The 24,514-nt window shown below is 56.9% G+C and carries 21 protein-coding genes and 1 pseudogene; 6 read left to right on the top strand and 16 right to left on the bottom strand.

Going from position 1 to position 24,514, the window contains the following annotated elements:
• Window positions 1–19 precede the first annotated feature (19 nt).
• Complete coding sequence (locus tag PFEN_RS18080; RefSeq protein ID WP_191488164.1) at window positions 20–952, bottom strand: VOC family protein; 933 nt, start codon at window positions 950–952, stop codon at window positions 20–22.
• Window positions 953–1,217: 265 nt separating this feature from the next.
• On the opposite strand from PFEN_RS18080, the gene PFEN_RS18075 reads away from it, so the two are divergent.
• Both PFEN_RS18075 and ribB read left to right on the top strand, forming a co-directional pair.
• Window positions 1,218–2,666: a carbohydrate porin gene (locus PFEN_RS18075; protein WP_191488163.1), complete on the top strand. Its 1,449-nt coding sequence runs from the start codon at window positions 1,218–1,220 to the stop codon at window positions 2,664–2,666.
• Between the two features lie 116 nt (window positions 2,667–2,782).
• Window positions 2,783–3,922, top strand: a complete 1,140-nt coding sequence (ribB, locus tag PFEN_RS18070) for a 3,4-dihydroxy-2-butanone-4-phosphate synthase (protein ID WP_191488162.1) — start codon at window positions 2,783–2,785, stop codon at window positions 3,920–3,922.
• On the opposite strand, the gene PFEN_RS18065 is transcribed toward ribB, so the two are convergent.
• The 9 genes from PFEN_RS18065 to PFEN_RS18025 form a co-directional block, all read right to left on the bottom strand.
• A complete protein-coding gene (locus PFEN_RS18065; protein ID WP_191488161.1) occupies window positions 3,919–5,457 on the bottom strand; it encodes a DHA2 family efflux MFS transporter permease subunit in 1,539 nt (512 codons plus the stop codon). The genes ribB and PFEN_RS18065 overlap by 4 nt on opposite strands.
• Window positions 5,454–6,875, bottom strand: coding sequence for an FCD domain-containing protein (locus PFEN_RS18060; protein ID WP_191488160.1), 1,422 nt, complete (start codon window positions 6,873–6,875; stop codon window positions 5,454–5,456). The genes PFEN_RS18065 and PFEN_RS18060 overlap by 4 nt, the downstream gene beginning before the upstream one ends.
• 104 nt (window positions 6,876–6,979) lie before the next feature.
• Window positions 6,980–8,359 (bottom strand): MFS transporter, encoded by a 1,380-nt coding sequence (locus PFEN_RS18055; protein WP_224770998.1) that lies wholly within the window; start codon window positions 8,357–8,359, stop codon window positions 6,980–6,982.
• Between the two features lie 103 nt (window positions 8,360–8,462).
• Window positions 8,463–9,767 (bottom strand): oxidoreductase, encoded by a 1,305-nt coding sequence (locus PFEN_RS18050; protein WP_191488159.1) that lies wholly within the window; start codon window positions 9,765–9,767, stop codon window positions 8,463–8,465.
• 7 nt (window positions 9,768–9,774) lie between these two features.
• Window positions 9,775–10,296 (bottom strand): nuclear transport factor 2 family protein, encoded by a 522-nt coding sequence (locus PFEN_RS18045; RefSeq protein ID WP_191488158.1) that lies wholly within the window; start codon window positions 10,294–10,296, stop codon window positions 9,775–9,777.
• A complete protein-coding gene (locus PFEN_RS18040; RefSeq protein WP_191488157.1) occupies window positions 10,293–11,675 on the bottom strand; it encodes an acyl-CoA dehydrogenase family protein in 1,383 nt (460 codons plus the stop codon). The genes PFEN_RS18045 and PFEN_RS18040 overlap by 4 nt, the downstream gene beginning before the upstream one ends.
• 11 nt (window positions 11,676–11,686) lie before the next feature.
• Entirely contained in the window at window positions 11,687–12,286 is a 600-nt protein-coding gene (locus PFEN_RS18035; protein ID WP_191488156.1) for an NADPH-dependent FMN reductase, read from the bottom strand.
• Window positions 12,283–12,885, bottom strand: coding sequence for a nitroreductase family protein (locus PFEN_RS18030; RefSeq protein ID WP_191488155.1), 603 nt, complete (start codon window positions 12,883–12,885; stop codon window positions 12,283–12,285). Before PFEN_RS18030 ends, PFEN_RS18035 begins: the two co-directional genes overlap by 4 nt.
• Window positions 12,886–12,909: 24 nt before the next feature.
• Complete coding sequence (locus tag PFEN_RS18025; RefSeq protein ID WP_224770997.1) at window positions 12,910–14,256, bottom strand: acyl-CoA dehydrogenase family protein; 1,347 nt, start codon at window positions 14,254–14,256, stop codon at window positions 12,910–12,912.
• Between the two features lie 126 nt (window positions 14,257–14,382).
• Here PFEN_RS18025 and PFEN_RS18020 point away from each other — a divergent pair, with 126 nt between their 5' ends.
• Entirely contained in the window at window positions 14,383–16,014 is a 1,632-nt protein-coding gene (locus tag PFEN_RS18020; RefSeq protein WP_191488154.1) for a tetratricopeptide repeat protein, read from the top strand.
• 198 nt (window positions 16,015–16,212) lie between these two features.
• On the top strand, window positions 16,213–16,635 hold the full coding sequence (locus tag PFEN_RS18015) for a nuclear transport factor 2 family protein (protein WP_191488153.1): 423 nt from the start codon (window positions 16,213–16,215) through the stop codon (window positions 16,633–16,635).
• A gap of 85 nt (window positions 16,636–16,720) precedes the next feature.
• On the opposite strand, the pseudogene PFEN_RS18010 reads toward PFEN_RS18015, so the two are convergent.
• A pseudogene (locus tag PFEN_RS18010) lies at window positions 16,721–17,023 on the bottom strand (integrase core domain-containing protein); the annotation flags it as partial.
• A gap of 423 nt (window positions 17,024–17,446) precedes the next feature.
• Window positions 17,447–18,463, bottom strand: a complete 1,017-nt coding sequence (locus tag PFEN_RS18005; protein WP_191488152.1) for an AraC family transcriptional regulator — start codon at window positions 18,461–18,463, stop codon at window positions 17,447–17,449.
• 229 nt (window positions 18,464–18,692) lie between these two features.
• Between PFEN_RS18005 and PFEN_RS18000 the strand changes: the two genes are divergently transcribed.
• Together PFEN_RS18000 and PFEN_RS17995 are read left to right on the top strand one after the other, a co-directional pair.
• Window positions 18,693–19,451, top strand: coding sequence for a class II aldolase/adducin family protein (locus PFEN_RS18000; RefSeq protein WP_191488151.1), 759 nt, complete (start codon window positions 18,693–18,695; stop codon window positions 19,449–19,451).
• 111 nt (window positions 19,452–19,562) lie between these two features.
• Complete coding sequence (locus PFEN_RS17995) at window positions 19,563–19,859, top strand: SCP2 sterol-binding domain-containing protein (RefSeq protein ID WP_191488150.1); 297 nt, start codon at window positions 19,563–19,565, stop codon at window positions 19,857–19,859.
• Window positions 19,860–20,049: 190 nt separating this feature from the next.
• Here PFEN_RS17995 and PFEN_RS17990 read toward each other — a convergent pair whose 3' ends face one another.
• From PFEN_RS17990 to PFEN_RS17975, 4 genes are read right to left on the bottom strand one after another with little or no spacing between them, the layout of a single operon-like run.
• Window positions 20,050–20,868, bottom strand: coding sequence for an SDR family NAD(P)-dependent oxidoreductase (locus PFEN_RS17990; RefSeq protein WP_191488149.1), 819 nt, complete (start codon window positions 20,866–20,868; stop codon window positions 20,050–20,052).
• A 37-nt stretch (window positions 20,869–20,905) separates the two neighbouring features.
• A complete protein-coding gene (locus PFEN_RS17985; RefSeq protein ID WP_224770995.1) occupies window positions 20,906–21,799 on the bottom strand; it encodes an SMP-30/gluconolactonase/LRE family protein in 894 nt (297 codons plus the stop codon).
• Window positions 21,800–21,832: 33 nt separating this feature from the next.
• Window positions 21,833–23,020, bottom strand: a complete 1,188-nt coding sequence (locus PFEN_RS17980; protein ID WP_191488148.1) for an MFS transporter — start codon at window positions 23,018–23,020, stop codon at window positions 21,833–21,835.
• Window positions 23,021–23,054: 34 nt separating this feature from the next.
• A complete protein-coding gene (locus tag PFEN_RS17975; RefSeq protein ID WP_191488147.1) occupies window positions 23,055–24,491 on the bottom strand; it encodes a coniferyl aldehyde dehydrogenase in 1,437 nt (478 codons plus the stop codon).
• Window positions 24,492–24,514 lie beyond the last annotated feature (23 nt).

Genomic DNA, 24,514 nt, shown 5'->3' with positions numbered 1-24,514 from the left:
AAAATATACGGCGATACGCTCACTCGTAGAAATCCGGCATCAGTGGGGGAGCCCACTGGCTCATTTCCTCGTTGGAAATTTCGGCGTGGCCCACGGGCATGTCGTCATTGACCAGATCTCCGTCGGTCCAGTGCTCGATCTTGTTGCCGAACGGATCACGCCAGTAATCGAAGATCTGGCTGCCTTGAACATGGCGACCGACGCCCCACGAGTGTTTGTAGTTGCGGGCCCTGAGGTATTCGCCGCCCTGGAACAGATCGTCCAGATCCAGCACCTCGAACGCGCAATGGTCGAAACGTGCCAAGCCGTCCTGCGTAGTCACCAGCGCGATCGTGTGATGATCGGTCCACTGCTCGCCGAGACCACAGTGCAGAAATGCGGCGATGGTGTTCTGTTTATTGCCGGCCCAGTAGGTATCCGAGACGCGGAAGCCGAGCACGTTGTGGTAAAACGCGAGCATCTCCTGAACGTTCGGCACGAGTATCGCAACATGTCCCAAGCGCATGACCGAACTCGGTCTGCGTGCGACGCGCACCTTCTCGCCAAATCGCTGCCGCTGCACTGACGGATTCATTGCAAGGGGGGCGCGCGTCGCCAGGGGCTCATGGCGCGCCTGACCATGAATCACGTCGACCACGAACCCCGCGGGATCGGTGAAGCGAACACGCTTGCCGCCACCGGGGTCGGGGTTGTCCTCGACGGTCAGATCCAGGTGCGCGGCGAGTCGCTCCAGATCGGCGAGCGACTGTGCCAGCAGTCCGAAGCCTACGGGAGCGCTCCTGTCACCGAGTTCACTGATGTGCGAATGGTGCTCGGCACCAGCGGCTCGCATGTACAGGGCCAGTTCGGTGCGCGCTACCTGGTGCAGTCCGAAGTCGAGCAAAAACTGCTCCATGCTCGCCAGATCGGTGACCTGGTAGCGTACAAATGCAATGTCTTTAACGGTAATCAAGGTCTACCTCCTTTCTCTACAACTGCCACACCAGGACCTGCCTGGATCGCTGCGTCTGAATCTCATGACTCTGCCGTCAGCCAATAGTGATTAGGCATCGATATGTCGACGAGATATAGGTGTATCTATTTCTTTCCGCCGACGAGGAAGAAATCAGTCCGAGATGTATGTCGCGATAGATGCACCTATTTTTTGGAGGCATAGAGCGGATCATGAGTGCTGGTAGCGATAACTACTGCTCAAATAATAATAAGGAGAAGATACTGTGGTCCAGATACATGATCGGCAGAAGGTTGTTGTCCAGAGTTGGCGTGCAGCGCTTAAGATAGTCTCGCTGGTATCCTTATTCACTTTTCTTGGGGTGTCCGAATCCCGGGCCGAGGCACAAACGCAGAAGAGTACGCAGGTGGCAGAGGGTTCCGCGGCGCAATCAACGCAGTCTTTAGCCCTCCCCGATGTTGGCGGCTCACCTCCAACAGGTAGCTTTGATTGTCAAAAATACGACAAATATAACACGCGTATCATGAGTACGATCTATTTGCCGTCGACGTGCGATACAGTTTCTCCAAACCTGCTTGGTCTCCGCGACCAACTGGCCGACGCGGGGTGGGGCATACGAGGTTCGTTTTCTCCCGTCGTAGAGTACGATATTAAAAACAGATATGGTTCCACGACGCAAAAATATGCTGGGCAAAACCTTAGTGGTTATGCAATCAGCACCGTCTATGCCACCTATGATTTGAGCCGACTCGGATTTCCGTTGGGGGCTCAGTTTACCGGCAGCGTTTCTCACATTGCTTCCAGCGGTGGAACGGGGGAGGCGCCTAATATGGGCCCGACGATGACCACCTTGGGCATCGATGTACCCTTGCTTGATAACGCGATTGAGGTCAAAGCCGGCTACTTGCTAACGGTTCAAGATTTCGTAGGCATGAATCTTACCGGGAACGCAGGGTCCGTCGCACAAGGGTTGCAGAGTTCAATTCCTGCGCTGGTGGGTATGAGCGTGTACACGCCAACACCGACAGCAGAAATTACACTAAAGGATCCATGGACGAAGAGTTTTTATCACCATTTCGCCGTGGCGCGTAGTATCAGTTCTTCCGGTGCAATCATAGAGCTGGAGAAAAATCCTGGAGGTTTCAAGTGGGGTACAGAGGGTACAAACCCGTTGTATATAAACGAAGTCGGGTATAGGACTGGATTGACGCACGATAGCCTGCCCGTATGGGCCCGGGCCGGCTTTATCTATAATACTACAGACTATACAAAGTTTGACGGGCAAACAGCGAGTAATAATTACGCAAGCTATGCTGGCCTTACGATGCAGCTGACAAAGAATAAGAATAACCCCGGGGGGCTAAATTTCGATATAAAAGTCGATTCCGCACCATCAGATCGCAATATTTTTGCCAAGGATGTCGCGGTCAACCTATTTTATGTTGGGCCGTTTGAGAACCGGCCATTCGATATGATTTCGGTGGGTTATAGTAAAACCTGGGAGAGTCGTGAGTTGCAATCCGCCGTAGCCGCGAGTGGCGTTCGGAATACGTCGGATGTCTCCACTCAAGAAGCAATTTCATACTCGTACCGCGTGATGCCAGGTATGTATTTGATCTCGACCGCATCCTTGGTCAGTAACCCAGGAACCGTGGCAAATGAGGAGCTTCCATCGGCACTGATCCTCAATGAAAAGCTAATCATTTCATTCTGAGGACATAAAAATACGCTGCTCGCGGTTACAGCCGATGAGCAGCATTCATATTTTTGAGGTCACCTAACTTCAGGCAAGAATCCTAAAATGGGGATCCTCCGACGGAGGATCTATAAATGCAAGAGAAAAAAAATCAAACTGCAGAGTCGCGATCCTACATATCTTCGCCTCAGGAGATCATCAACGAAGCGCGCAACGGCCGCATGTTCATTCTGGTCGATGATGAGGATCGTGAAAACGAAGGCGATCTTGTTATTCCCGCTCAGATGGCGACTCCCGAGGCGGTCAATTTCATGGCGACCTACGGCAGGGGTCTGATTTGTCTAGCAATGACGGAAGAACGGGTTGAGCAACTCGAACTCGAACCGATGAGTCGTTCTAACGGAACACGCCATGAAACTGCTTTCACCGTATCGATAGAGGCGCGCGAAGACGTAAGCACCGGGATTTCGGCGTCCGATCGAGCTCGTACGATCTCCGTCGCCATTGGTGCTGCCAATGGACCTGCAGATATCACCACTCCAGGGCATGTTTTTCCCCTGCGTGCTCGCAATGGCGGCGTTCTGATTCGAGCCGGTCACACTGAAGCGTCCGTGGACGTGGCGCGCCTTGCCGGGTTGAATCCATCGGGCGTGATCTGCGAGATCATGAAGGATGATGGCACTATGGCTCGTATGGACGATCTGATCGTTTTCGCAAAGCGGCATGCAATGAAGATCGGCACGATCCGGGATCTTATCGCCTATCGATTGCGCCACGACCATTTGCTTGAGCTCAAGGCTGCGACGTCATTCAAGAGCAAATGGGGAGGGGAGTGGTTGGTCTATGCATTTTGGAACAAGGCCAGCAAGAGTGAGCAGATTGCCTTGGTCAAAGGCATCATCGACCCCTCCCGGCCGATTCTGGTGCGCATGCATGCCCTCTCTATCTTCGCCGATGCTTTCGGTGAAGTCTGTGAGGAGTCAAGTTATCTCACCCGGGCAATGGAAATTATCGCTGAAGAGGGGGCGGGTGTTGTGGTGATCATCAACAAGCCTAGATCCGATGCATTTACCGCGACCGTTCGGTTTCGTGGCCAGGACGATCGAGACGCGGAAATCAGGGAGCTGCGTGACTATGGTACCGGGGCCATGGTTCTTGCTGAACTCGGGGTTCAGCAAATGATCCTGCTATCGAACCATCGACACAGTTTGGTTGCTGTTTCCGGTTACGGTTTATCGGTTATCGGTGAGCGTCCGATCGATATTCCTTGCTAGGTACTTGCCCGAGATATCTCCTCGTTGTCTGAGCCGGCGGCGGTCTCATTCCCATTGCTTTCGGCCGCAGGTTTGTTCAACAGGAATAGAGCACCGCAACCCGCCAAAATGATGATTCCGAGTGCCCAAAGAAAAGCATGACTGAATACTTGTTGGATCCCGAGCGAGAGATTTTGCTGCACGGTCCCAGTGATACTGGAGAGCAGGCTCCCTGCGCTGTTGACCGGAGCGATGCCGGATACCCCGCGCGTCAGGATAACAGCCAGCAGAGCCGTGCCGAGCGCGCCACCGGCGCGCTGTATTACGTTCAGCCCACTCGTGGCCCGAGCGATCTCATGCTTGCGCAATGTACTGAGCGCGGCGCTCGTCGCAGGCATCATCGTTGCCCCTTTGCCGAGCCCCACGATGAACAACATCACTTCAATGTTCCAGAGCGGCGTCGTATTTTCAGTCATGCTCAACAGCAGAACAGAAAATGTAGTGCATGCGACGCCAGACAAGACAATTTTTCCAGCTCCTAGCTTGTCGGCCAGATAACCCGCGACCGGCATCGACAGCACTGCCCCTAGCCCCTCCACGGCGACGAGAAGTCCGGTGTCGAATGCGGAGTAACCGCGCACCATCTGAAAATACAACGGAAACAGAAGGGATAGGCCGAAAGCGGCTGCGCTCAACAGAAAGGTGGTGAAAGCGACGGCGCCAACGGTCCGCCGACCAAACAGCCGGACATCGATCAGCGCGTTGTCACGACGCAGGGCGTGGAGGATGAATCCGACGATCATCGCAAGGCCAGCGAGCACACAGCCATCAGCCGTAAGCGAGTTGAAGCTGCCCGCTGCCGTAGTTTGTGCAAGGCCATAAATGAAGATTGCCAACCCCGGAGAAAGGAGCAGTAAGCCAATCCAGTCCAAGGCGTGATGAGGTTTGGATTCGTCAGAGGCAAGCACGCGATAGGCCGCATACAACGCAATCGCGCCAATGGGCAGATTGATGAAGAAGATCCAGCGCCAGGACACGTCGTCAACCAGCCATCCACCCAAGGTTGGACCCAGGATGGGGCCTAGAACAATCGGCAGTCCTACGATTCCCATCAGGCGCCCCATGCGCTGTGGACCGGCGGCAAGGCTCAGGAGTGTCATGCCGGTGGGCAAGATCATACCGCCTCCGAGTCCCTGCAGCACACGGAACAGGATCAGCGACGACATCGACCAGGCGGCGCCTGACAAGACGGACCCGAGTAGAAACAGCAGGATCGAGGTCAGATACAGGCGTTTGGTGCCGAAGCGGTCGGCCGCCCAACCGGCGAGGGGGATGATCGTGGTGAGGGCCAGCATATAGCCGGTGGTAATCCACTGAGTGGTTTCCAGCGGAACCTGGAAGGTTTTTGTCAGCCCCTGGATCGCGACATTGACGACTGTTGTGTCGAGGATCGACATGAAGGCGCCCAGAACCACCACGGCTGCAATGCGGAGTAGCTGCGGATCCAGTTTGTCGGATAAATCAGAATGGCGGGTAGACGGATTGGCAATGCTCATGAAACCCCCATTATTTCGTGTTTCATCAATTCGCTTTTGTGCTTGGCCGCGTTGACCGCAGTCATCGTTTCACCCATCCGGATTGCCCGCGAGATCTCCAGACTGCAGGCGTGCATCGTCAAGGCCATCTGGCCTGAAAAGTGGGTAAGATCCTCCAACCTCTTGCTCAGCAAGGATTGCAGGGCCACGCTTCGCACGAAAATTGCGAGGATCGGGTTGTCCATCATGTCGAGCAACGTGTTCTCGATGTCGATGAGATCGGTCAAATTGACGATTTTCTGTGAAGGGACATCTTTGCTCGGAGAGGGGGGAGCACTCTTGTTGCGTTCGGCGGCCAAGCGCACGCCTTCTATCACGAGCTGGCTCGACAACTCGAAGTTTTGCTCTGGAGAGATGCCGCAACTCGCGATACCGGAACTGATCAGACGCACGACCGTCCCGATCCTGGGCTGGGTGCTGATCACGCCGCCGCTGCGCCCGCGGCAGCAGGCAACGATGCCGAGATCCTCGAGCATTCGCAAGGCCGGACGTACGACTTCGCCGGTGAAACCGTAGCGAGCGCCAATATCCCACTCGGATCCGAGTTTGAACGATACCGCTACCGCATGCTTCAGAATTTCCTCGACGATCAATCCCGCCAATCGGCCGGAGTTTTTTTTCAGATCGAGGAAGGTTGTGATCTGGTCAAAGCTGACCTGATCCATCGGTCGGTTCACCCCGGACATATCGAGTGTTTGTATGCGATCTCGGATCAGGTCGCACGCAGTTTCTGCGTCACCTGATCGTATGGCCTCGATGAGGGCGTTGTCCAATGGCGCTGTATGGATTTCGGCTTGATCGAGTTTCTGGGGATTGGCGGCAACGTAGCGTCGCTGTAGCTCTTCCAGAAGATCCATCAGGAAAACGATTGTCGGGTTGCCGCAGGCCAGGGCCAGTTGGCGATGAAAGTTCGATCCCGATTCATTGCCAGCAATGGACGGCCAGTCCCGATAGACGAAGGGCATGTTGCGCCCGATGAGCGAGCGGATGGCAATATGACAAACAGCGATGCGTGCATCGCGAAGGACACGTGGTGAGGTGCGGCTGAGGACCAGATGCAGAATGAGCGCCTGCGCCGTGTCGTTCAATCCCGGACGGGAGACATAAAGGCCACCGCCGACACCTCGTCGGACATTGATGAGCCGGCGTGTTTGCATGATGGTGATTGCCTCCTGGCACGCCTTGCGTCCCATCCCGAAGCGCTGCCGCAGTGCCGAAACCGAGCCGATCAGATGACCTTCCGGCCAGCCGCGAATGGAGAGATCCTCTTCCATTGCGGCCACGACTTCATGCGCCAGTTTATGCGATCTGTTGTCCGGACCGACAATGCGTTCGCTGAGCTCGCATCGAACCTCAGCCCTGAGACCAGGAAAGTTCATGATGCCTCCACTTATTATTGTTTTTTGTTTGTGCCGACGCTCGATCGAGCGCCGGCGATGTGCCTATATTGGCTCCGTCTTCTAGGGCTGCTGCAGCAGATAATTCAGGGTTTTTCTCCGGTTGCGGGACGCGTGAGTCGTTCCAGTTCGACAGGGTGGATCCATTCGGCGGGGTAGTCCGGGAGGAAAAAAGCGAGAAGCGTGGCCAGTCCGGTGAGTGCGGTCAGTGCTGTGAATGGAACGGCGTAGCTGCCCGTGGCGGTTTGCATGGCGCTCACCAGGAATGGCGAGAGGCCGAGCGAGAGCGTCGAGATGGCCAGGGTGAGGCCCTGGAGCTGGGCAAAGCATTTCAGACCGAAATAGCGTGCGATAAGGAACGGCCCCAGGGCCGATTCCGCACCTGTAGCGAAGCCCAGGCAGGCGGTGGCCACAAATAGCACAGGAACGTTGCCGTGGTTGAAGTAGGACAGCACCAGCCCGATGGGCACCACCGCGAGTAGCGCGCCGACGATCCAGGGGCGGCGCGCGCGGTCCAGCGTCATGCCGCCGGCGAGCAAGCCGATGATCGAGGCAATGAAGAGCACCGATTGCGACACCGCGACGGTCGAGGCGTCGAAACCGCGTTCAGCGAAAAAACTGACCGCGTTCTGACGAACCGCCATGGGGCCGGCCGCAGCCAGCGCCAAGGACACCGCGATGAAGATCCAAGTGGGGGTCCGAAGCGCCTTGCGCAGCGGGACACCGGGAGTGTCTGCCCGTCTGGTTTCGGCTGGGGTCTTGGGAAAAGCCGGCTCCGTGATGGCGTAGGGAGGTTCGGAGAGAAGGAACAGTGCCGCTGGAATCGCGAGGATCGCAATCGAGACGGCGACGGCATAATAGGTGCCAGTCCAGCCGAGGCCGGCGAACTCCGACTTGTCGCCGTCAATGGCCCATTGGAACACAGGGGAGAGCACTGCGCTCGCCAGACTCGAGACCATGCCGATCAGGGCAAAGCCGATACCGCGATGGCGCGGGAACCATCCCGTTACCACCTTGAATACCACAGCGAGGCTGGCCATGAAGCCGAACACTGATGCTAGTACGATGACAAGACCGAAAAGCCAGGGGAGCATGCTGCTGAGCGGTATCAGCGCGGTCGTCGCGGCATAAAGGATCGCGGCGGGGATGGCGACCCGTTTGGCCCCCCAACGGTCCACCCACGCACCCGCGATCGGAAGGATAAACGGCGCAATTAACAGCGGAATGGCCACAAACAGCAGGAGCGCTTCCGGCATGCTCTTTCCGGTCTGAGCCGCGAACGATACCGTGATAAAGGGCATCATCGCCGAGAGTCCCGCAGGACTGAGGGTCATCATGACGAAACAGCCCAGGAGCGCGGCTTTCGCCCGGCCAGGTGCTCGCCGAAAATCGAGAAGATAAGTCTGCCACGTCGCTTTTGGCGGAGGGTGGCCTAGAAAAGAGGATTGGTCCGCGATCTGTTCCACAAGGGTGTCTCCATTATTATTTTTGTTGGGGATAGCATTCATCATCTGCTTGACCGCGCGTCACGACCCTTTCGTGTGACGGCGGCCTTACGTTTGGTGGCGGTTATGCTTTCGCAGGGGCTGGCGGTGGCGCCGACGACGGCGTCAACGCGGCCATCATCGGAAACGGTTTCAGTCCGAACATGTCACGGCCATTGATCTCGGCCATCGGATCGACTCGGAAGGCACCATGCGTAGCAAGAACATGGATATCGCGGACGAAACGTTGGATCGGATTGCTAAGGCTCACTGTCGAAGAGCCCAGAGCAAGCTGGAGGCCGTCGATTGTCCGCAGACATTCATGAATCTGGTGAACGAGATCCATGGTGATCTCCGGTTCATCCGGGGGGGAAAAATCCTCTCCGGCCATGGCACGCCGATCCACTTCGTCGGCATGGCGGTAGATCACCGCCTCGGCCGCATTGGTGACAGCGCGCGCTTTGCCCGCCACGACCTGGATGCTGGCCATTTCGGACATGGTGGTGTAGGGCACGTTGAAGGGCGCGCGCTTTTTCGCTTGTTCGATGAATGCTGTCAGCGCGCCTTTGGCCATCCCGCAGGCGAGCGCCGCAAAGGAGACTGTCATTGCTATCATCGAGCCGATGGGGCTGTTCTTGAAGCCCAGACCCTGATATTTGCCACGCAATCCATCGATGAGCCCGATCAGCTCATCCATCTGAACAACGCGATAGTCGGGGACGAATACCTCTTCTGCTGTCCGCACACTATTGCTTGATGTCGCCGCCAGCCCCATGACCTTCCAGTCATCGAGGATCTGGTACTGGTCTTGTGACAGTATCGCCATTGCGCGGCGGCTGGCTCCCGTATGCGGGTCGATATATCCGATGCCGACCGACCCCCAGGCCGCGATGCGGCACCCGCTGCCGAACGGCCATTTGCCTTTGACCATGTAGCCGCCTTCGACTTTGCGACCTTCGCCGACATGGGGGGCCAGGACCGTTGCGCCGAACATCAGCGGCCCGACCCATTTATCCACGTTGCTAAACACCTCGTTACGCGCACGCTCGGGAAAGGCGAGGGTGTTGCGCGCGGCGGTTGAGACGATCACCGTCCAGCCAGCCGATGCATCCGCCAGACCCAGTGTGTTGACGATCTCGGCGGTGTCGCGTGCGCCGAGCGCATAGCCGCCCAGTTCGATCGGAAGCGTGATCTTGAAAACCCCTGCTTCATGCAAAGCCTCAAGTGTCGCAGGTGCGAGCATTCCCAGTTCTTCACCTTCAGAGGCATGCGCGCGCAGCAGATCGAGCTTGCACAGGACATCATCGCGGATTTTTTTTCCGGTTTCGCTCAGGTAAGAGGATTCCGGAAATTTCGGGGCTATCCCCGGAAAATGAAAATCTTTGTTCATGGCAGCCTCAGCTCTTTTTCGGTGGAAACGGGTCGGCCATTTTTTTGAAGGTGCTCCAATGTTCGGAGAGCTTGCCGTCGCGTACCCGGAACACCGTAATCATGTACCACTCATAGGTCTGGCCTGGTGCCGTCGGATCTGGAAGTGGTTCTTTCATCATGATGCAGCCAAGCTCTCCCTCGACGATCACACTAACAACGGGCGGCGGCGTTACACCGCTTAGTGGGACGCGGCGGAAATGCTCGATGAGCAGTTCGCGGCCATTGCCCGGGGCGTTCGGGTCGTGCTGGATGTAGTCATCGGCGATGAACCGCGTCATCACCTCCTCGACTTTCTCCTGCACTGTGCCGTCCCGCACCATGCGGGCGAGTTCCGCCTCGAACTCGATGAGCAGCCGCTTGGTCGCCGTGACTTCCGGCGAGGAGGAGGCTGCCAACGCCTCTATATAGTCCGGCCGGTCGAGCCAAGTCTGGTACAGCTCCGGATTGTGGATCTGGGCCACGCCATCAATAATGGTGAAGTCGCTCATCGGTTCACAAACTCCTTTTTGAATGGGGTGCCTGGGAATGGGTTTCCAGGAGGTTGGATGCCTGAGTGGGGATTGCCCGGAAGTTGGTTGTCGCGTGTTGGTACGGCTCCGCCGAACATCGAGAACGGTTCTCGTCCTAGGATGCGCCGGCCATTCTGTTCCGACTGAGGATCGACCCGGATCGCGCCATGGGACGTCAGGACCCGGACATCGCGTGCGAAGCGCTGGATTGGATTTTTCAGTGACATCGTCGAAGAGCCGATGGTCTTTTGCAGGAGGGTAATCGCGTCTTCGCAAAGATTTCCCGCATAAGCGAGGCTGAGGCTGATTTCGGATTCCTCTTCCATTGCAAAGTCCAGCCCAACTGCCGTCCTGGCGTCCAACTGATCCGCGCAGCCCTCGATCGTCGCAGCAGCGACCTTGATCATGGCCAGAGACTTGCCTGCAGCGACCTGGACCGAGGCCATATCGGCGATGGTAGGGTAGGGCAAGCTGAACGGTTTTCGTGTCTGCGCCTGCTCGGCGAAGCACGAGAGTGCTCCTCGGGCCATGCCCAATGCGATGGCGATGTTGGTGAGCGTCACGGTGAGAAGTTGGGCCAGGCCACGTTGCTGGAAACCGGCGCCGTGGAAGTGGTTGCGAATCATCTGCATCCGCATCGGAAACTCAGCGAGATCCAGGAATCGATGATCGGGGACGAACTGTTCGGAAACGATCTCGAGACTGTTGCTCGCCGATCCTGACAGGCCCATGACATGCCAGTCGTCGAGGATTTCATACTGGTCGCGCTGGACCACGACGACGCCACGGCCGGAACCCCCGGTCGATGCTGGGTTGTATTCGATGCCCAGTAGCGCCCATTTAGCGTGCTTGCATCCGCTGCCAAAAGCCCAGCGGCCCTTCACCATCCAGCCACTGTCAACCTTGCGAGCGTCGCCGACCTTCGTTGCATAGACGGAGGCGCCCACAATGACGGGACCTGCCCAGCCCTCGGTATCGAGGCGGACCTCCTCTATGACTTGGGGCTTCAGCGCCAGGAGGTTCTTCATTCCCACACCGACGAAACCGGCCCATCCAGCGGAGCCGTCTCCTTCTCCGAGAAGGCTGATAATCTCGACGAGATCGCGCGCGCCGAGTGCATAGCCACCCCACTCGAGGGGCATTCCCATCTTGAAGATGCCAGCATCTGTGACGGCTTGGAGCACATCCGGCGTGAGTGCACCGATCCTTTCGCCTTCTTGAGCCTGTTCGCGGATGAGCGGTATTAGCGCTCGCACCTTGGCGGCGATGGAGCGGCCAATATCGGTGATCCAGGGGGATTCGACGGCACCAGTCGGCACTATGGACGGCAGTGGCTGGTCAATATGAGGTTGTGACATATCGAGGTTTCCTAGCTAGCGTTTCTTAGTGGCTTTGACATGACATGCAAGCCCGCGAATTCGACGACCTGACGGCCAACCAAATTGAGCTGGTTGGCTGCGGCTTGGTCCTGGCAGATACCATCGGAGAAGACTTTCCCGCTTGAGTTGATCGCCGCCCCCATGGGCGTTGGCCAGCCGCGTAGCGCGTGAACGATTGAGCGCAGCGCGCCGAGGGTTCCACCGGTCGCTTGCCAGCCATAGGCGGTAGCGATCAAGCCGACTGGCAGGCCGTCCAGATAGATCCTTTCGTCCCTGGACATCTCCTCGAAATAGTCAATTGCATTCTTGACGAGACCCGAGATGGTGCCGTGATAGCCGGGGCTTGCGATGATGAGACCATCCGCGGCGCGAACCGCCTCGATCAGCGCCTGTCCGTCATTGTTGCGAGCGGCACTGCCCGGTACATAATGCGGGAGAGCCAGAAGAGCCTCGCCACCGAAGAGTTGAGTCCTCCCACCAGCCTCTTCTGCGGCCGATAGGGCAAGGGCCAGTGCCTGTTCGGTGGAGGAGCCTTTGGAAGCCGTACCGCCGATCCCGACGATGAAGGGCTTGTTCGAATACATTTTCATGAGTGGAATCCTCCTTCCATCACCAGTTCCTCGACTGGCCGGCGACCGTTTGGCTGCTCGCGCTCCTGCAATGGAGGGGGGAGCAGGCTCTTATCCCCCAACCTGCCGATGGCGATAATTGTTTCGACCCGGTAGGTTTTGGGCACGTCGAGCGCTTCGTAAGCGCGCTCGACATCGAACCCGGCCATCGCATGTGCGTGCCAACCAAGCCGCGTCGCTTGCAACGCGAGATAAGCCCAGCCTGCGCCGGCATCGAATGAATGGCTGTAGGAGGGCATCGGCCCGGGGGCACCTGGTGGCTGTGCGGTTGTGGCTGACACGAGCACGACCAGCGCCGAGGCTCCGACAGCCCAACCCTGGTTCATGGGCACGAGAAGATCGAACAGACGCGACCATTCCGGCGTATCCTTGCGGGCATATATGAAGCGCCAGGGTTGCGAGTTGAAAGAGGAAGGTGCCCAATGCGCCGCTTCGAAGATGGTCATCAGGTCTTGGTCGGAAATGACTGCGTCCCGATCGAAAGCGCGTGGAGACCAGCGTTCCAGAAAGATCGGATCGATGGCGTAAGTTGACGAGCGGTTGTTAGTAGAACTGGACATATCGTTTTTCTCTGTATGAAGCCGTTAGCGCTGTGCCAAGCCGCCAGCGAACATGTTGAAGGGCGGAAGACCAAGAACATGTCGTCCCGCGATTTCTGCTGCCGGATCCCGCCGGATGGCGCCATGGGTCAGCATCACCCGTGCGTCCCGAGCGAAGCGTTGAATGGGGTTGCGTAGGCTGACGGTCGAAGAACCGATGCAAAGCTGCATTTCGTCAATAGCCTCGCCGCAGAGATTCGCGGCGTAGACCAGGCTCATCGTGGCGAGCGACTCCTCGCGAGGCATGAAGTCTTCTGCGCGCAGGGTGCGCGCATCAACTTCGTCGGCCGTCTGCAGGATCAACGCCTCGGCGGCTTTGATCATGGCGTGTGCCCGTCCTGCAACGACCTGGGTTGACGGCATCGTCGCGACCGTTTCATAAGGCAGGTTGAACGGCACCCGCTTGTTGGCCTGTTCGATGAAGCAATCAAGACAGCCCCTTGCCATCCCGAGGGTAATGGCAATGTTGGCGAGCGCCGTGGACAGCATGGTCGCCAAGGGACCCATCCGGTAAGTGAGCCCTTCATATTTCTGCGCGATAGCGCCCAGGGCGACAGGCAGGTCGGCATGGCGGACCACGCGATAGGCCGGAACGAAGATCTCGTTACGGGCCACGATGCTGTTGCTTGAGCTCGCGGCCATGCCCATGACATGCCAGTCGTCAAGGATCTCGTACTGCTCCCGGGAAATCAGCGCCAAGCCGCGAACGGGCTTGTTATCCTCTTCTTGCCATTCGATGCCGACCACTGCCCATGCGGCATAACTACAGCCGCTGCCGTACATCCACTTACCTGTGACCAGGAACCCTTCGTCGGTGCGTCTGGCCTGCCCGACGATGTTGGAAAAGATCGAAGCCCCCACGGCGGCCGGCCCGACCCAATCCATGATCTGCGCCGAAACTTCGTCGACGGCCTGCTGGCTGAAAGCGAGAACCAGGCGGATGCCGGAGGCCGCGAAGCCACTCCAGCCGGCTGAGCCGTCAGCATAGGACGCAGCGGCGATCACCTCTACCAGGTCGCGTGCGCCGAAGGCCGAACCGCCGAATTTTGCCGGTAACGTGGTGCGGAAAAACCCGGTCTGGTCCAGCGCCCGCAATGCTTCGGGTACGAGCGCCGTCGCTTTCTCGCTTTCCCACGCGGTTTCGCGCAGAAGCGGTGTCAGCGCCAGGATCGCGTCCCGCATCTTCACTGCTTCAGGGCTGGGGCCAGGGGTATTGACAGGCGGTGCGCCGGATCCGGCGTTGGAATCCGCCGGCGTGTTGAGCTTGCTGAGTGGGTTCATTTTATTGTCGTTTTCGTTGGGGTTGAACACGACGAAGATAGTGCCGCCCATCTCGCGCAGAAACGAAGTCTCAGAGGGTTACGCTGATACAGGCCTGAGGGCCGATGGCATTTGTGACGTGATGTGACCTATCCGCTCGCGGCGCTATGCGGTATGAACCCAAAAAAGGAATAGGATGTGACAATCTGCCGCACCATGGACGAGCACAGCATGCATCCGAGTGTCATCGCCACCGTCGATCTGCAAGAGGAGCGCGTCATCGCGGCGCTTCAGGCAGTGCTGCAAAGCGAAACTTTCCAGCGCACGAAACGTCTGCGGGAGTTGCTGCAATATCTCGTGTCCGAAACGCTGGCCGGGCGCGGTGATCGGCTGAAGCAATTCAATATCGCCGTGGATGCGTTCGGCCGCGATGGGGGGTTCGACCCGCGGGTCGATACCAGCGTGCGGACCGAAGCGTGGCGGCTAAGAACGCGGCTGGAACTCTACTATCGGACCGAAGGTATGATGGACCCGGTACGGATCTCGTTGCCAAAAGGGGGATTCACGCCAAGATTCCAATTCAAGGCCAGGAGCATTGAGACGACGACGGTGCGATCTCCTGTGCGCGTGCAGCCTCGGCCACGGTTGCTGATTTTGCCTTTCTCGGGGCTGAGCATTGACGAGCCCGATCTGGTCACGTCATTCCATGACGAGATCAGCCTATACCTCGCCAATCTGCCGAGCGTGGCCGTACTTTCCCAGGGTTCCAGCCAGAAATTCGGCCAAACGGCGATGGATTTGTCGCTTATCGCTCGAGCGTCACAAGTGTCCTACGTCATGGAAGGAAGCCTGTTCCGGCAAGGGCGGACCTATCGGTTGAATCTGCGAATCATCGATCCAACCCTGGATGTGAGCGTCTGGTCGGGGCGCCATGAACAACAGGTGGACGACATGATGGTCTTTCAACGCAAGGTCGCGACCGACGTCGCCGCTTCCGTTCACACCTGGCTCAGTTCCATACCCTGCGCGGCTATCGGTGAGGACGAGATGGCGCCGCGATATGTACTGCGCGATAACGTGTTGCTGCGGGAATACTTACGCGGTGCGATCCAGGACCGAACGGCAGGTGAACAGGTCGCCCTCGGCGTTGGGCGTCTCACGTCCGGCTATGCCGACGAAGCGACGATGATGTTCAACCAGGCGATCATCGCCAGTCCGGCAGACGGTTTGCCCCATACCGCGATGGGGTTGGGGCATCTTCAATCCGGACGGCTGCAGGAGGCATTCCAGGCCGCAGAGCGCGGGGTGGAACTGGCTCCGCGTTCCGCCTTCGCTGTTTCTTCGTTGGCCGCGATCTGCATGCATATGCGCGACTTCGACGGTGCGATCATGTTCGCCCAGAGGTCCGTGGCTTTGGCGCCTGAGTTCGATGCGGTAAAGCTGTTACTGGGCGACTGTCTTCTATATGCCGGGCTCCCCAACAGTGCCATCGCTCAATTGGAGGAAGCCTGCCGTCTGATGGACGAACATCCTATCGCCCTGGCGCATCTGGGTTTCGCTTATGCCCAAGCCGGACAGGAAGCCAAGGCAAGGCGTCTGCTCAATGTCTTGCAGGACAGTAGCGCTAATCCGGAGGGCGCCCACTTGGCAGCGATGACGTTGATGCACCTCGGTCTGCGAGAGGTGGAGCAAGCCTTCCATTGGTTGGATCGAGCGCTCATGTCACGCACTCATATCCAGGAATTGCTGCTTCTCACCTCGCCCGTCTACGATATCCTGCGCTCCCATCCACATTTCAGTTCATTCGCGGCTCGTCTGAACGCTTCCTAGGCCTTATCAACAGGAAGAGCCGTTACGTGACCCTCTGTGACTTCCGCATTCCTTTTCTGGCCAGCCATACTCCCCCAACTAGAATCCTGACGCGCCGAAGCAGCAATGGAAGGGCTGTCAGCTTGATCATTGTGGGCTTTCGCGCGAAGAAGCAGGGGCCTGTGTTCATGTGATGTTCTGACTCGGAATATGAAGACTATGACCAACCAATTCCAATCGACGGACCAGGCAGCTCACAACCGCCAGCTCGTGATCGATTTCTACAGACATGTGTTCGATGCTCGGAATCCCGCAGCGGTAAGGGATTTCGTGACCGAGGACTACCAGCAGCATAGTACTCACCTGCCCAGCGGCCGCGCCGGCTTGGAGGCTTTCGTGGCCGAAATATTTCACGGCCTGCCGCCGCTGCCGGTTCAGCCGGACCTTTTCATGCCGCCAACACTCATTGTTGCCGAGGGCGATATGGTAGTGATTGCGGGTGAGTTCCCCCAACCCGAGCCGGAAGATCCGGAGCGCACTTATCCCTTTTTCGTGTTCGATGCCTATCGCGTCCGCGATGGAAAACTCGCCGAACATTGGAGCGGCATCAACAAGATCGCACCGCCCAAACACCCCGACTAGGGGATTATTATGGCAGTGATGTAGTGCTGAGATTTTTCAAATCGAACTCTGCATCACAGATCCTCGGCAGGTTAAGTTGTAATGGTCAGCTAATCTCGGACACGCCGTTAAGTTTTTTCTCAGCCTGAACTGGCGCCAGCCCAGCGTTGAATTGGTGCGGCCGAATCCAGTTGTACCGATACATCCGATAATGGCTGATGTCTTGATGCGCTTCTTGGGCTGTCATGTAGCCCACGGTTGGTATCCATTCTGTTTTCAAACTCCGGAATACACGCTCCATCGGCGAGTTGTCGTAGCAGTTGCCCCGGCGACTCATGCTCTGGCGCATGCGGTACCGCCAGAGTCGCTGGCGAAACTGGCCGCTGCCATATTGGGAGCCCTGATCCGAAGCGATACGGCTTTCCTCGTTGGTGAACTTCCCTTCAGTGCATCTAAAGACGTGGCCATGCGTTTCACGTGTATGCATCCACGGTCGAGAGCTGCATGATGGCCCCAGAGCAATGTCTTGTGTTTCCGAAGAGGGCAAGATGACTTGGCCGGACGTATACCTCCTGCTTGGCCCTTGATACACCCCAAGAACAAGTCCAGAGTTGAGTCCTTTCTTGCTTCAGCAAGAAAAGAAAACCCTTAGATTTCAATGAGTCGGACACCAGATGCGAGTCTCGTTTTCCGCTCCAAATACACAAAAACGCCACTCAATCGAGTGGCGTTTTTGTTTGTGCGTTTTTTGGGGTGAGCAGTGTCACCTAGTGCGGTTGGTTTCAATATTGCGCCGTGATCATTAGTCGTTTCGGCACAGTAGCGAGGATGATCAATGCGTTTGCCTTGGTCCATGCCCCGTCCATCGTTTGAAAGCCCGGCGAAAGTTATGGGCATCGCTGAAGCCTACTTCATAGGCCACTTCTTCAATGCTCAGGCGCGAGTTGCTTAACAGGGCAAGCGCACGATCCTTGCGGATCTGGTCGAGTACGTTCTGATAAGACTGGCCTTGGTCAGCCAGGCGTCGGCGCAAGGTTCTATCGCTCATGCACAGTTGCGTTGCAACGGCTGCCAGTGCCGGCGTTTGGCGAAGGTCACGGCGTATGATGCGCTCGATGGATTCAATGAATTCATTCTCCGTCGATTGTTGGGCGACAGTCATCTGTAGAAACTCCAGGGCCTGTCGATGGCTTAGCGGATCATAGGTGGCGATCGTTTTGTCAGCCCAGTGGGCTTCACACGTAAATAGGTTGTCTTTTTGCTCATAACGCACCGGGCATTTGAAAACCTGGTCGTACTGTGTCGCGTAGGAGGGCTTTGGATAGGTCAATTCGATAGAGGTCGGGTTGAAGGCATCACCCACCAACGTTCGCACCAGATTCAGGAAGATACCGAAGGTTTCCTCAACCAGAAACACCTGTATATCGGGTTCGTGGAACAGGCTGGTAGCCCGAATCGACACATGCACATCACTATCGACCCGGTCGAGCTGCAGTAGCGTTCCGGCATGACTTTGCATTTTTACACCCAGGCTGATGGCCTCTCCCAGCGTAGGGCTGGTGAGCATCGCGTATCCCACCAGGCCAATGGAGCCGATGGTTTCTTTGAGACCGATATCAAGCCCCAGCCCTCGCTCCCGACTCTTGGTCATTTCCAGAGCCCGCCTGATCATGGAACTGGCCTGGCGAAAGGAAACACGACATTCAGGATCTGAAAGGTCTGCTATTTCAAATCCAAGACCCAGGCATAAGCGGGCGGGATCAATGCCAAAGTCGTTGCTCATGCCAGCAAGACAACGCAGTAGATAAACATGCAGATTGGCTGTTGTATAACGTGCTGAACCATCCATCTGGTTATCCTTTTTTCTAATTCTAGCGCTATTCGCAGGGGTGTACGCGCCTGTTTACGCTTTGCCGAGTCGTATTGCTCAATGCCGCCATTTCAGTTGTTAACGCTGACCTGAAATGACTCTCTGCTGTCCGTTTGAGCAACAGGGAAGCCCGTTGTCTCGCCTTATGCTTACCGTGCAGGATTTATGTGAGCAACACAATAAGAACCCAAACGGTAAGGAGATTCAAATGGAGATGCCTTCGCTCAAGGCGCAAGTGAGTGAGCAGGAGTGGCAACTGCGATGTGATTTGGCAGCATGTTATCGACTGGTTGCTTTGTATGGTTGGACGGATCTGGTGTTCACCCACATCAGTGCCCGTGTCCCAGGCCCGGAACATCATTTTCTGATCAACCCCTACGGGCTCCTTTTCGAGGAGATCACGGCCTCTTCCCTGGTGCTGGTAGATCAAGAGGGGCATCAGGTCCGTGAGACTGGGTTCACTGTGAACCGAGCGGGTTTCGTGATTCACAGTGCTGTCCATGCACTACGTACGGATGTCCAGTGTGTGCTGCACACCCACACCCGTGCGGGGGTGGGCGTCAGTGCCCAGCGAGCCGGACTTCTGCCGATTTCGCAGCAGTCTTCATTTGTGCTTACCGGCCTTGGTTATCACGATTACGAAGGTGTCGCTCTGCACGATGAGGAGAAGCCGCGTCTCCAACACGACCTGGGACAGGGCAGTTTTCTGCTGCTGCGTAACCACGGGTTGCTCACGGTCGGGCGAACCATCGCGGATGCATTTCTGGCGATGTACATCTTTGAAAGCGCCTGTCAGATCCAGATTGCTGCCTTGGCTGGTGGTGGTGACCTGCTTCCTATTGGTCCGCGCATCCTTGAAGGCGTCGCTGATGCGGCGCTTGTACAGACTGAGGGTTTGGGGGGAGGTTTTGTCTGGCCGGGACTGTTGCGCAAGTTGGATCGTCTGGACGCCGATTACAAGACCTGATTCGTGCCTTCACCCGTATGCAATTTCAATAGTCGAGTTGTGATCCGGAAAATATGTTCGTTCACCCCGAGCACTCTCAGTATGGAACATCTAGCAGTGGAGTTTCTTAAAATGGAATACCTTTCCGAAGTTACCGAAAAATTCAAAATTTCCGTCACGAGCGGTCCAATTCCTGTCACCAGCCTGAAAGTCAGTCTCAAGGACGTCGGCTTTCTTTCCGTGTCGGGGACTACAGTGACTAACGACGATATCGATGCCGATACCACCATTGTTATTTCTCGTAAGGATTTCGAAAGTCTGGTTGCCGGTAAGTTGAATGCCCCGGTGGCGTTTATGCAAGGTAAAATCAAGATCAAGGGTGATCCAGGGGCCGCTTTACAATGGTTGCCCGTTTTTCAGCGGGGTTAATAGTCCGCAAGTATTTTCCAGCAAGGATGAGTGACAGGGGCTGATGTTGAGTTCGTTTGAGCCGTTCAGGAATGCTTGCAGTGCAATAGTGTAAAAGATCAGGATCGAGTGACAGGGTGTCACTCGATCCTGCACGGCATTTCGTTGTCGCGATACGAAGTCCTTGCCGAAGGGGCTGTGTTTCTCGGGCCTATAGAGGGCTTTCAGTCCGTCTTGTCTGTTGTGCCTGCTTGCCGATTTCCTCCATGGTGTCGAACAGGGTGCGCATTTTCTTCGGGTCTGTTCCGAGCATGCGTATTGCACGTGCTTGTTCGGGGGGCATGAACACCTCTACCGTTTTCTTCTTGATGGCCTTGAACAGTGTTTCAGCAACGAACTCAGGCGTGACCGATTCGCTGGCAAAAGCAAATGACGCGGCGTCATCCTGTGCTTCCTGTTCCAACATCGGGGTTTCCGTGGAGGTTGGGTGAAGGATGGTAAAGTTTACCGGTCCGTGACGCTCTTCCAGGGCGAGTGCATGATGGAAGGCACGCAGTGCCTGTTTCGAGGCCCCATAGCTGGCGATTCCCGGGAAAGGCATGAATGAGGTCATGCTGCACACCGTGACGATATGGCCATGGCCTTGCTCATTGAAGCGCTTGAGTACCGCCAGGGTGCCGGTGAGGGGGCCCATGAAGTTGGTGTTCAAGGTTCGCTGGTGTTGTTCCAGTGGTACGTCCCGAGCGTAACCGGTGCAAACGATGGCCGCATTGTTGATGAGAATATCGAGCTGACCAAAGTGATCGTAGGTCTTTTCGATCGCTTGATCCCACTGAGTCGCCGAGCAGATGTCCAGTCCGATGGCGCAAGCTTTTTCGCCCAGGGAGGCGGCCAGTTCACGGGCGCCTTGAAGGTTGATATCCGCCAGCATCACGCTGTAGCCCAGCGAAATGGCATGTGTGGCACTTGCCGCGCCAATACCGCTGGCGGCACCGGTCAGCAAGATAACCTGCGGCTTTTTCTTCTTCATGATGTTGTTCCTGTGGTCACCACCAGGGTGGGGCAGATCAATGGGAGGGTGATGGAGCGGGCTGTCCGAACTTGAAGATTGGGGCGCCTTGAATATCGATATCGCAAGAGAGCAATGTGCCGGCTTGCTCCTGGTCGTCTACTTCAACCGTAAGCGATGTAATGAACAGAGTACGACCGTCGATACCGCCGAAGCACGGCATGGTCGTGCCGATCACTGGCATCTGGAGGCTGCGCAGCAACTCGCCCTGCGGCGAGATCTGATTGATCTTTCCTCGGTAGATGCCCGCGCTCCAGTAGTTGCCCTCAAGATCAACGGTGCCGCCGTCAGGCCAGCCGGTTTCTTCGAAATCGAGTGTGATGAGTACCCGCGGGTTTGAAATTTCACCGCTGACAGGGTCGAAGTCGTAGGCGTTGATCGCCGCACTGATGCCATCGGTGTGATACATCGTGCGGTGGTCCGGGCTCCATGCCAGCCCATTCGAGACGAACAGGTTGTCCAGCACCCGGGTGGACTGGCCGTAGGGGGTCACGCGAAACAGTGCGCCGGTGGTGTTGATGCTGTTTTGATCCATGCTACCGACCCAGAAGCAGCCGTCAGGGCCAATCTTGCCATCGTTGAGGCGATTGTCCGGGCGGTCGGGTTCCGGGTTGACCAGAAACTGCAGCTTACGGGTCTGTGGATCGAATATATGTACGCCCGACTTAAGACCCGCGATAATCCGATTATCGTGGGTCAGGCCAATACAGCCGATAGGAGACGGCATATCGAAGCGCGTCAGTTCACGGGTAACCGGGTGGAAGCTGAAGAGGGCAGGTGCATCGATATCGACGAACCACAACACCTCGCGGTGCGCATCCCATAAGGGGCTTTCTGCGAGTTGAAAAGGTACTTCTGTGCAAACGGTGATCAAGGGTTCAATAATGTCCACGGTTCGGTCTTCCTGATGGAGTGAGAGAGCGGATCAGTCAGGCAGTTGTTGTGCCGATGTTCCCGCGAGATGGAGGTCGCTGCCGCGCAGTGCCAACCAGACAAAGGGCAGCGCAGCCGCGATTCCCAGGCCCAGGCCGTAGGAGAGTTGGACTCCACCAAACTGAGCGAACAGTGATCCGGCCACTGCCGTGCCGAGACCTGCGCCAATAAAGGTGACAACAACGCTGCGGGCTACCAGTGAACCGTCGGGGTCAACTTCGGAAAGCAGGCCCGTCATAAACGGAATGATGACGAAGAAGGAGCAGTTGAGAGTCAACTGACTCAGGAAGTACGACCAGCCGTCGGTAGCGCGAAAGAACCAGATGATCGAGCCGATCAGACCCAGTTGTGCGAGCCAGATGATGGTCAATCGATGTAGGTGACTGACACGCAGCGAGGGGATGACCGCACCGGCGAATCCCAGTAAGGACGACACCGACAACAAGATGCCAATCATTGATGGCGAGAGCCCGGCGTGACTTCCGACGATGCCGGAAACCGCCCATTGGGAAGCCTGAATGCCATAGACCAGTACCGTAACGATCCAGATGGTCAGTACCAGGCGAATCGGCATACGGCTGCAGGGGCGAGATTGAACCGCTTGACCGGTAAACCGGCCAATCCCGTGGATCGCTGGGGCCGCGAGCACGGCGACGCTGAACAACAACAGAAACAGCCAGCGCCCCAACCAGTCTTGAGGCAGGTAGGAAATGATCACCAGAATGCTGCCGTTGATGATCCCTGCGAGCAGATTGATCTTGCCCCAGAGTTGATCTGCAGCGACGCGTTGGGAAATACCGGCAGCGACAATGACGAACAGAACACCTTCGCAAATACCGGTAAAACCGCGAGCAATACTGATGGCTGTAATGGTTGTGGCGAGGGAACTGAACAGTTGGCCAGCGATAACCCCCAGGATGGCGACATGGGTAAAACTGCGCGATGCACGGGCAATCCAGCGCGGCATGAAGGCACAGCTGAGAGCCACCCCGAGTATTTCAACCCCGGCTATTTGCGTGGCGATGCTCTCGTCGAGCTGGAATCGCAGCATGACGGCGGCGACGAGAAAGGGCGTCAGAACAAGTCCACTGGTGGCCAAAGAGTAAGCCAGAGCCAGTCGTATGACGGCGCCAAAACTTAGTTCTGGACGCATGGGCGTTGCTGTGAGAGCTGAATTCATCGTTTCACCTTGCTTGTTATTCTGGGAGGACGAATTACTTTCCGAGCATCAAGCGAGTGATGAGACGGGTCAATTTTCCGTAAGGGGCTGCGATTCGATGGGACATATTGAAGCGGCTTAGCTTGAATACGCCACGCGCATGGGACATCTGCACGAACCCATCATAACCATGGTAGGCACCGGTGCCGCTTTCTCCGACGCCCCCGAACGGTAGATCTTCCTGAGTGGCATGCAGCATGGTGCCGTTGATCGTCACGCCTCCGGAGCGGGTCCGCTCGAGGACCTGTTTAATGACCTGCGTGTCATGGGAGAAGCAATAGAGCGCCAGTGGCTTGGGCCGGTCGTTGATGAGATCAATGGCCTGTTCAAGGGTGTCATAGCCAATAATCGGCAGGATGGGACCGAAGATTTCCTCGCGCATGACAGTGGTCTCCAGAGAGACCTCGGTCAGGATCGTTGGCACAATCTTGCGCTCTTGCGCCGCGCCTTCCTGGTTCAGTTGCCAGGTCTTGGCTCCGGCCCATTTGGCTTGCTCGATCATGTCATCCAGACGCTCGTAGTGACGTGGGGAAATGATTGAGGTGTAGTCCTTGTTGCCCGCTATGGTTGGGTATAAGGCTTTTGCCTCATCGAGCAAAGCTGTCGCGAATATCTCGGTCAGGTCGCGCGGGACCAGCAGGTAATCGGGAGCAACGCAGGTTTGGCCAGCGTTGAAGAACTTGCCTATGGCAATAATTCGTGCGGCTTTCTTCAGCGAGTAGTCACGGCAAAGTACCACTGGCGATTTACCCCCGAGCTCCAAGGTGACTGGGGTAAGGTTTGGGGCGGCCGCGGCCATTACCTGTCGGCCGATCCGTGTCGAACCGGTGAACAGCAAGTGATCAAAGGGTAGGGTGCTGAAGTGCGCGGCTATTTCCGGGCCGCCGGTGACGATGGTGACCTGATTCTTGGGAAAGGCTGAACCGATCAGGTCTTTCAGCAATTCGGCAGTGCGCGGGGTGAGCTCAGAAGGCTTGATTATGACTCGATTACCCGCTGCCAGTGCTTCGATCAGGGGCACCAAAGTCAGTGTCAGAGGGTAGTTCCAAGGGGCCATGATGCCGACGACCCCTAGAGGCTCATGGACCACCCAGGCACTGGCTGGTTTGAAGGCCATGCCGACCTTGCGCTTGTGGGGCCGCATCCACGTTTTCAGGTGCGCGCACACATACTTGATACTGTTCAGAATGGGCATCAACTCGCCCAGTTCAGTTTCGGCAAACGAACGGTTGCCAAAGTCCATGGAGATCGTCTCGAGTAGCTTCTGACGGTTGCTCTTGACCATCTGCGCCAACGTATCCAGTGCGTGAATGCGTTGCACATAGGACGGTGCGCTGTTGTGTCGAACGGCGTGCCGCTGAGCGTCGAAAAGGGACTGCAGCTCGTTGACTGAGTCGAATAGCGGTGTCACTGAATGCGCGGAATGGCTCATTTTTATTTTCCATCGGTGGATCG

The sequence above is a fragment of the Pseudomonas sp. FEN genome (genome assembly GCF_904067045.1).
Classification (GTDB): Bacteria; Pseudomonadota; Gammaproteobacteria; order Pseudomonadales; family Pseudomonadaceae; genus Aquipseudomonas.
This window is presented reverse-complemented; position numbering and strand designations above follow the sequence as displayed.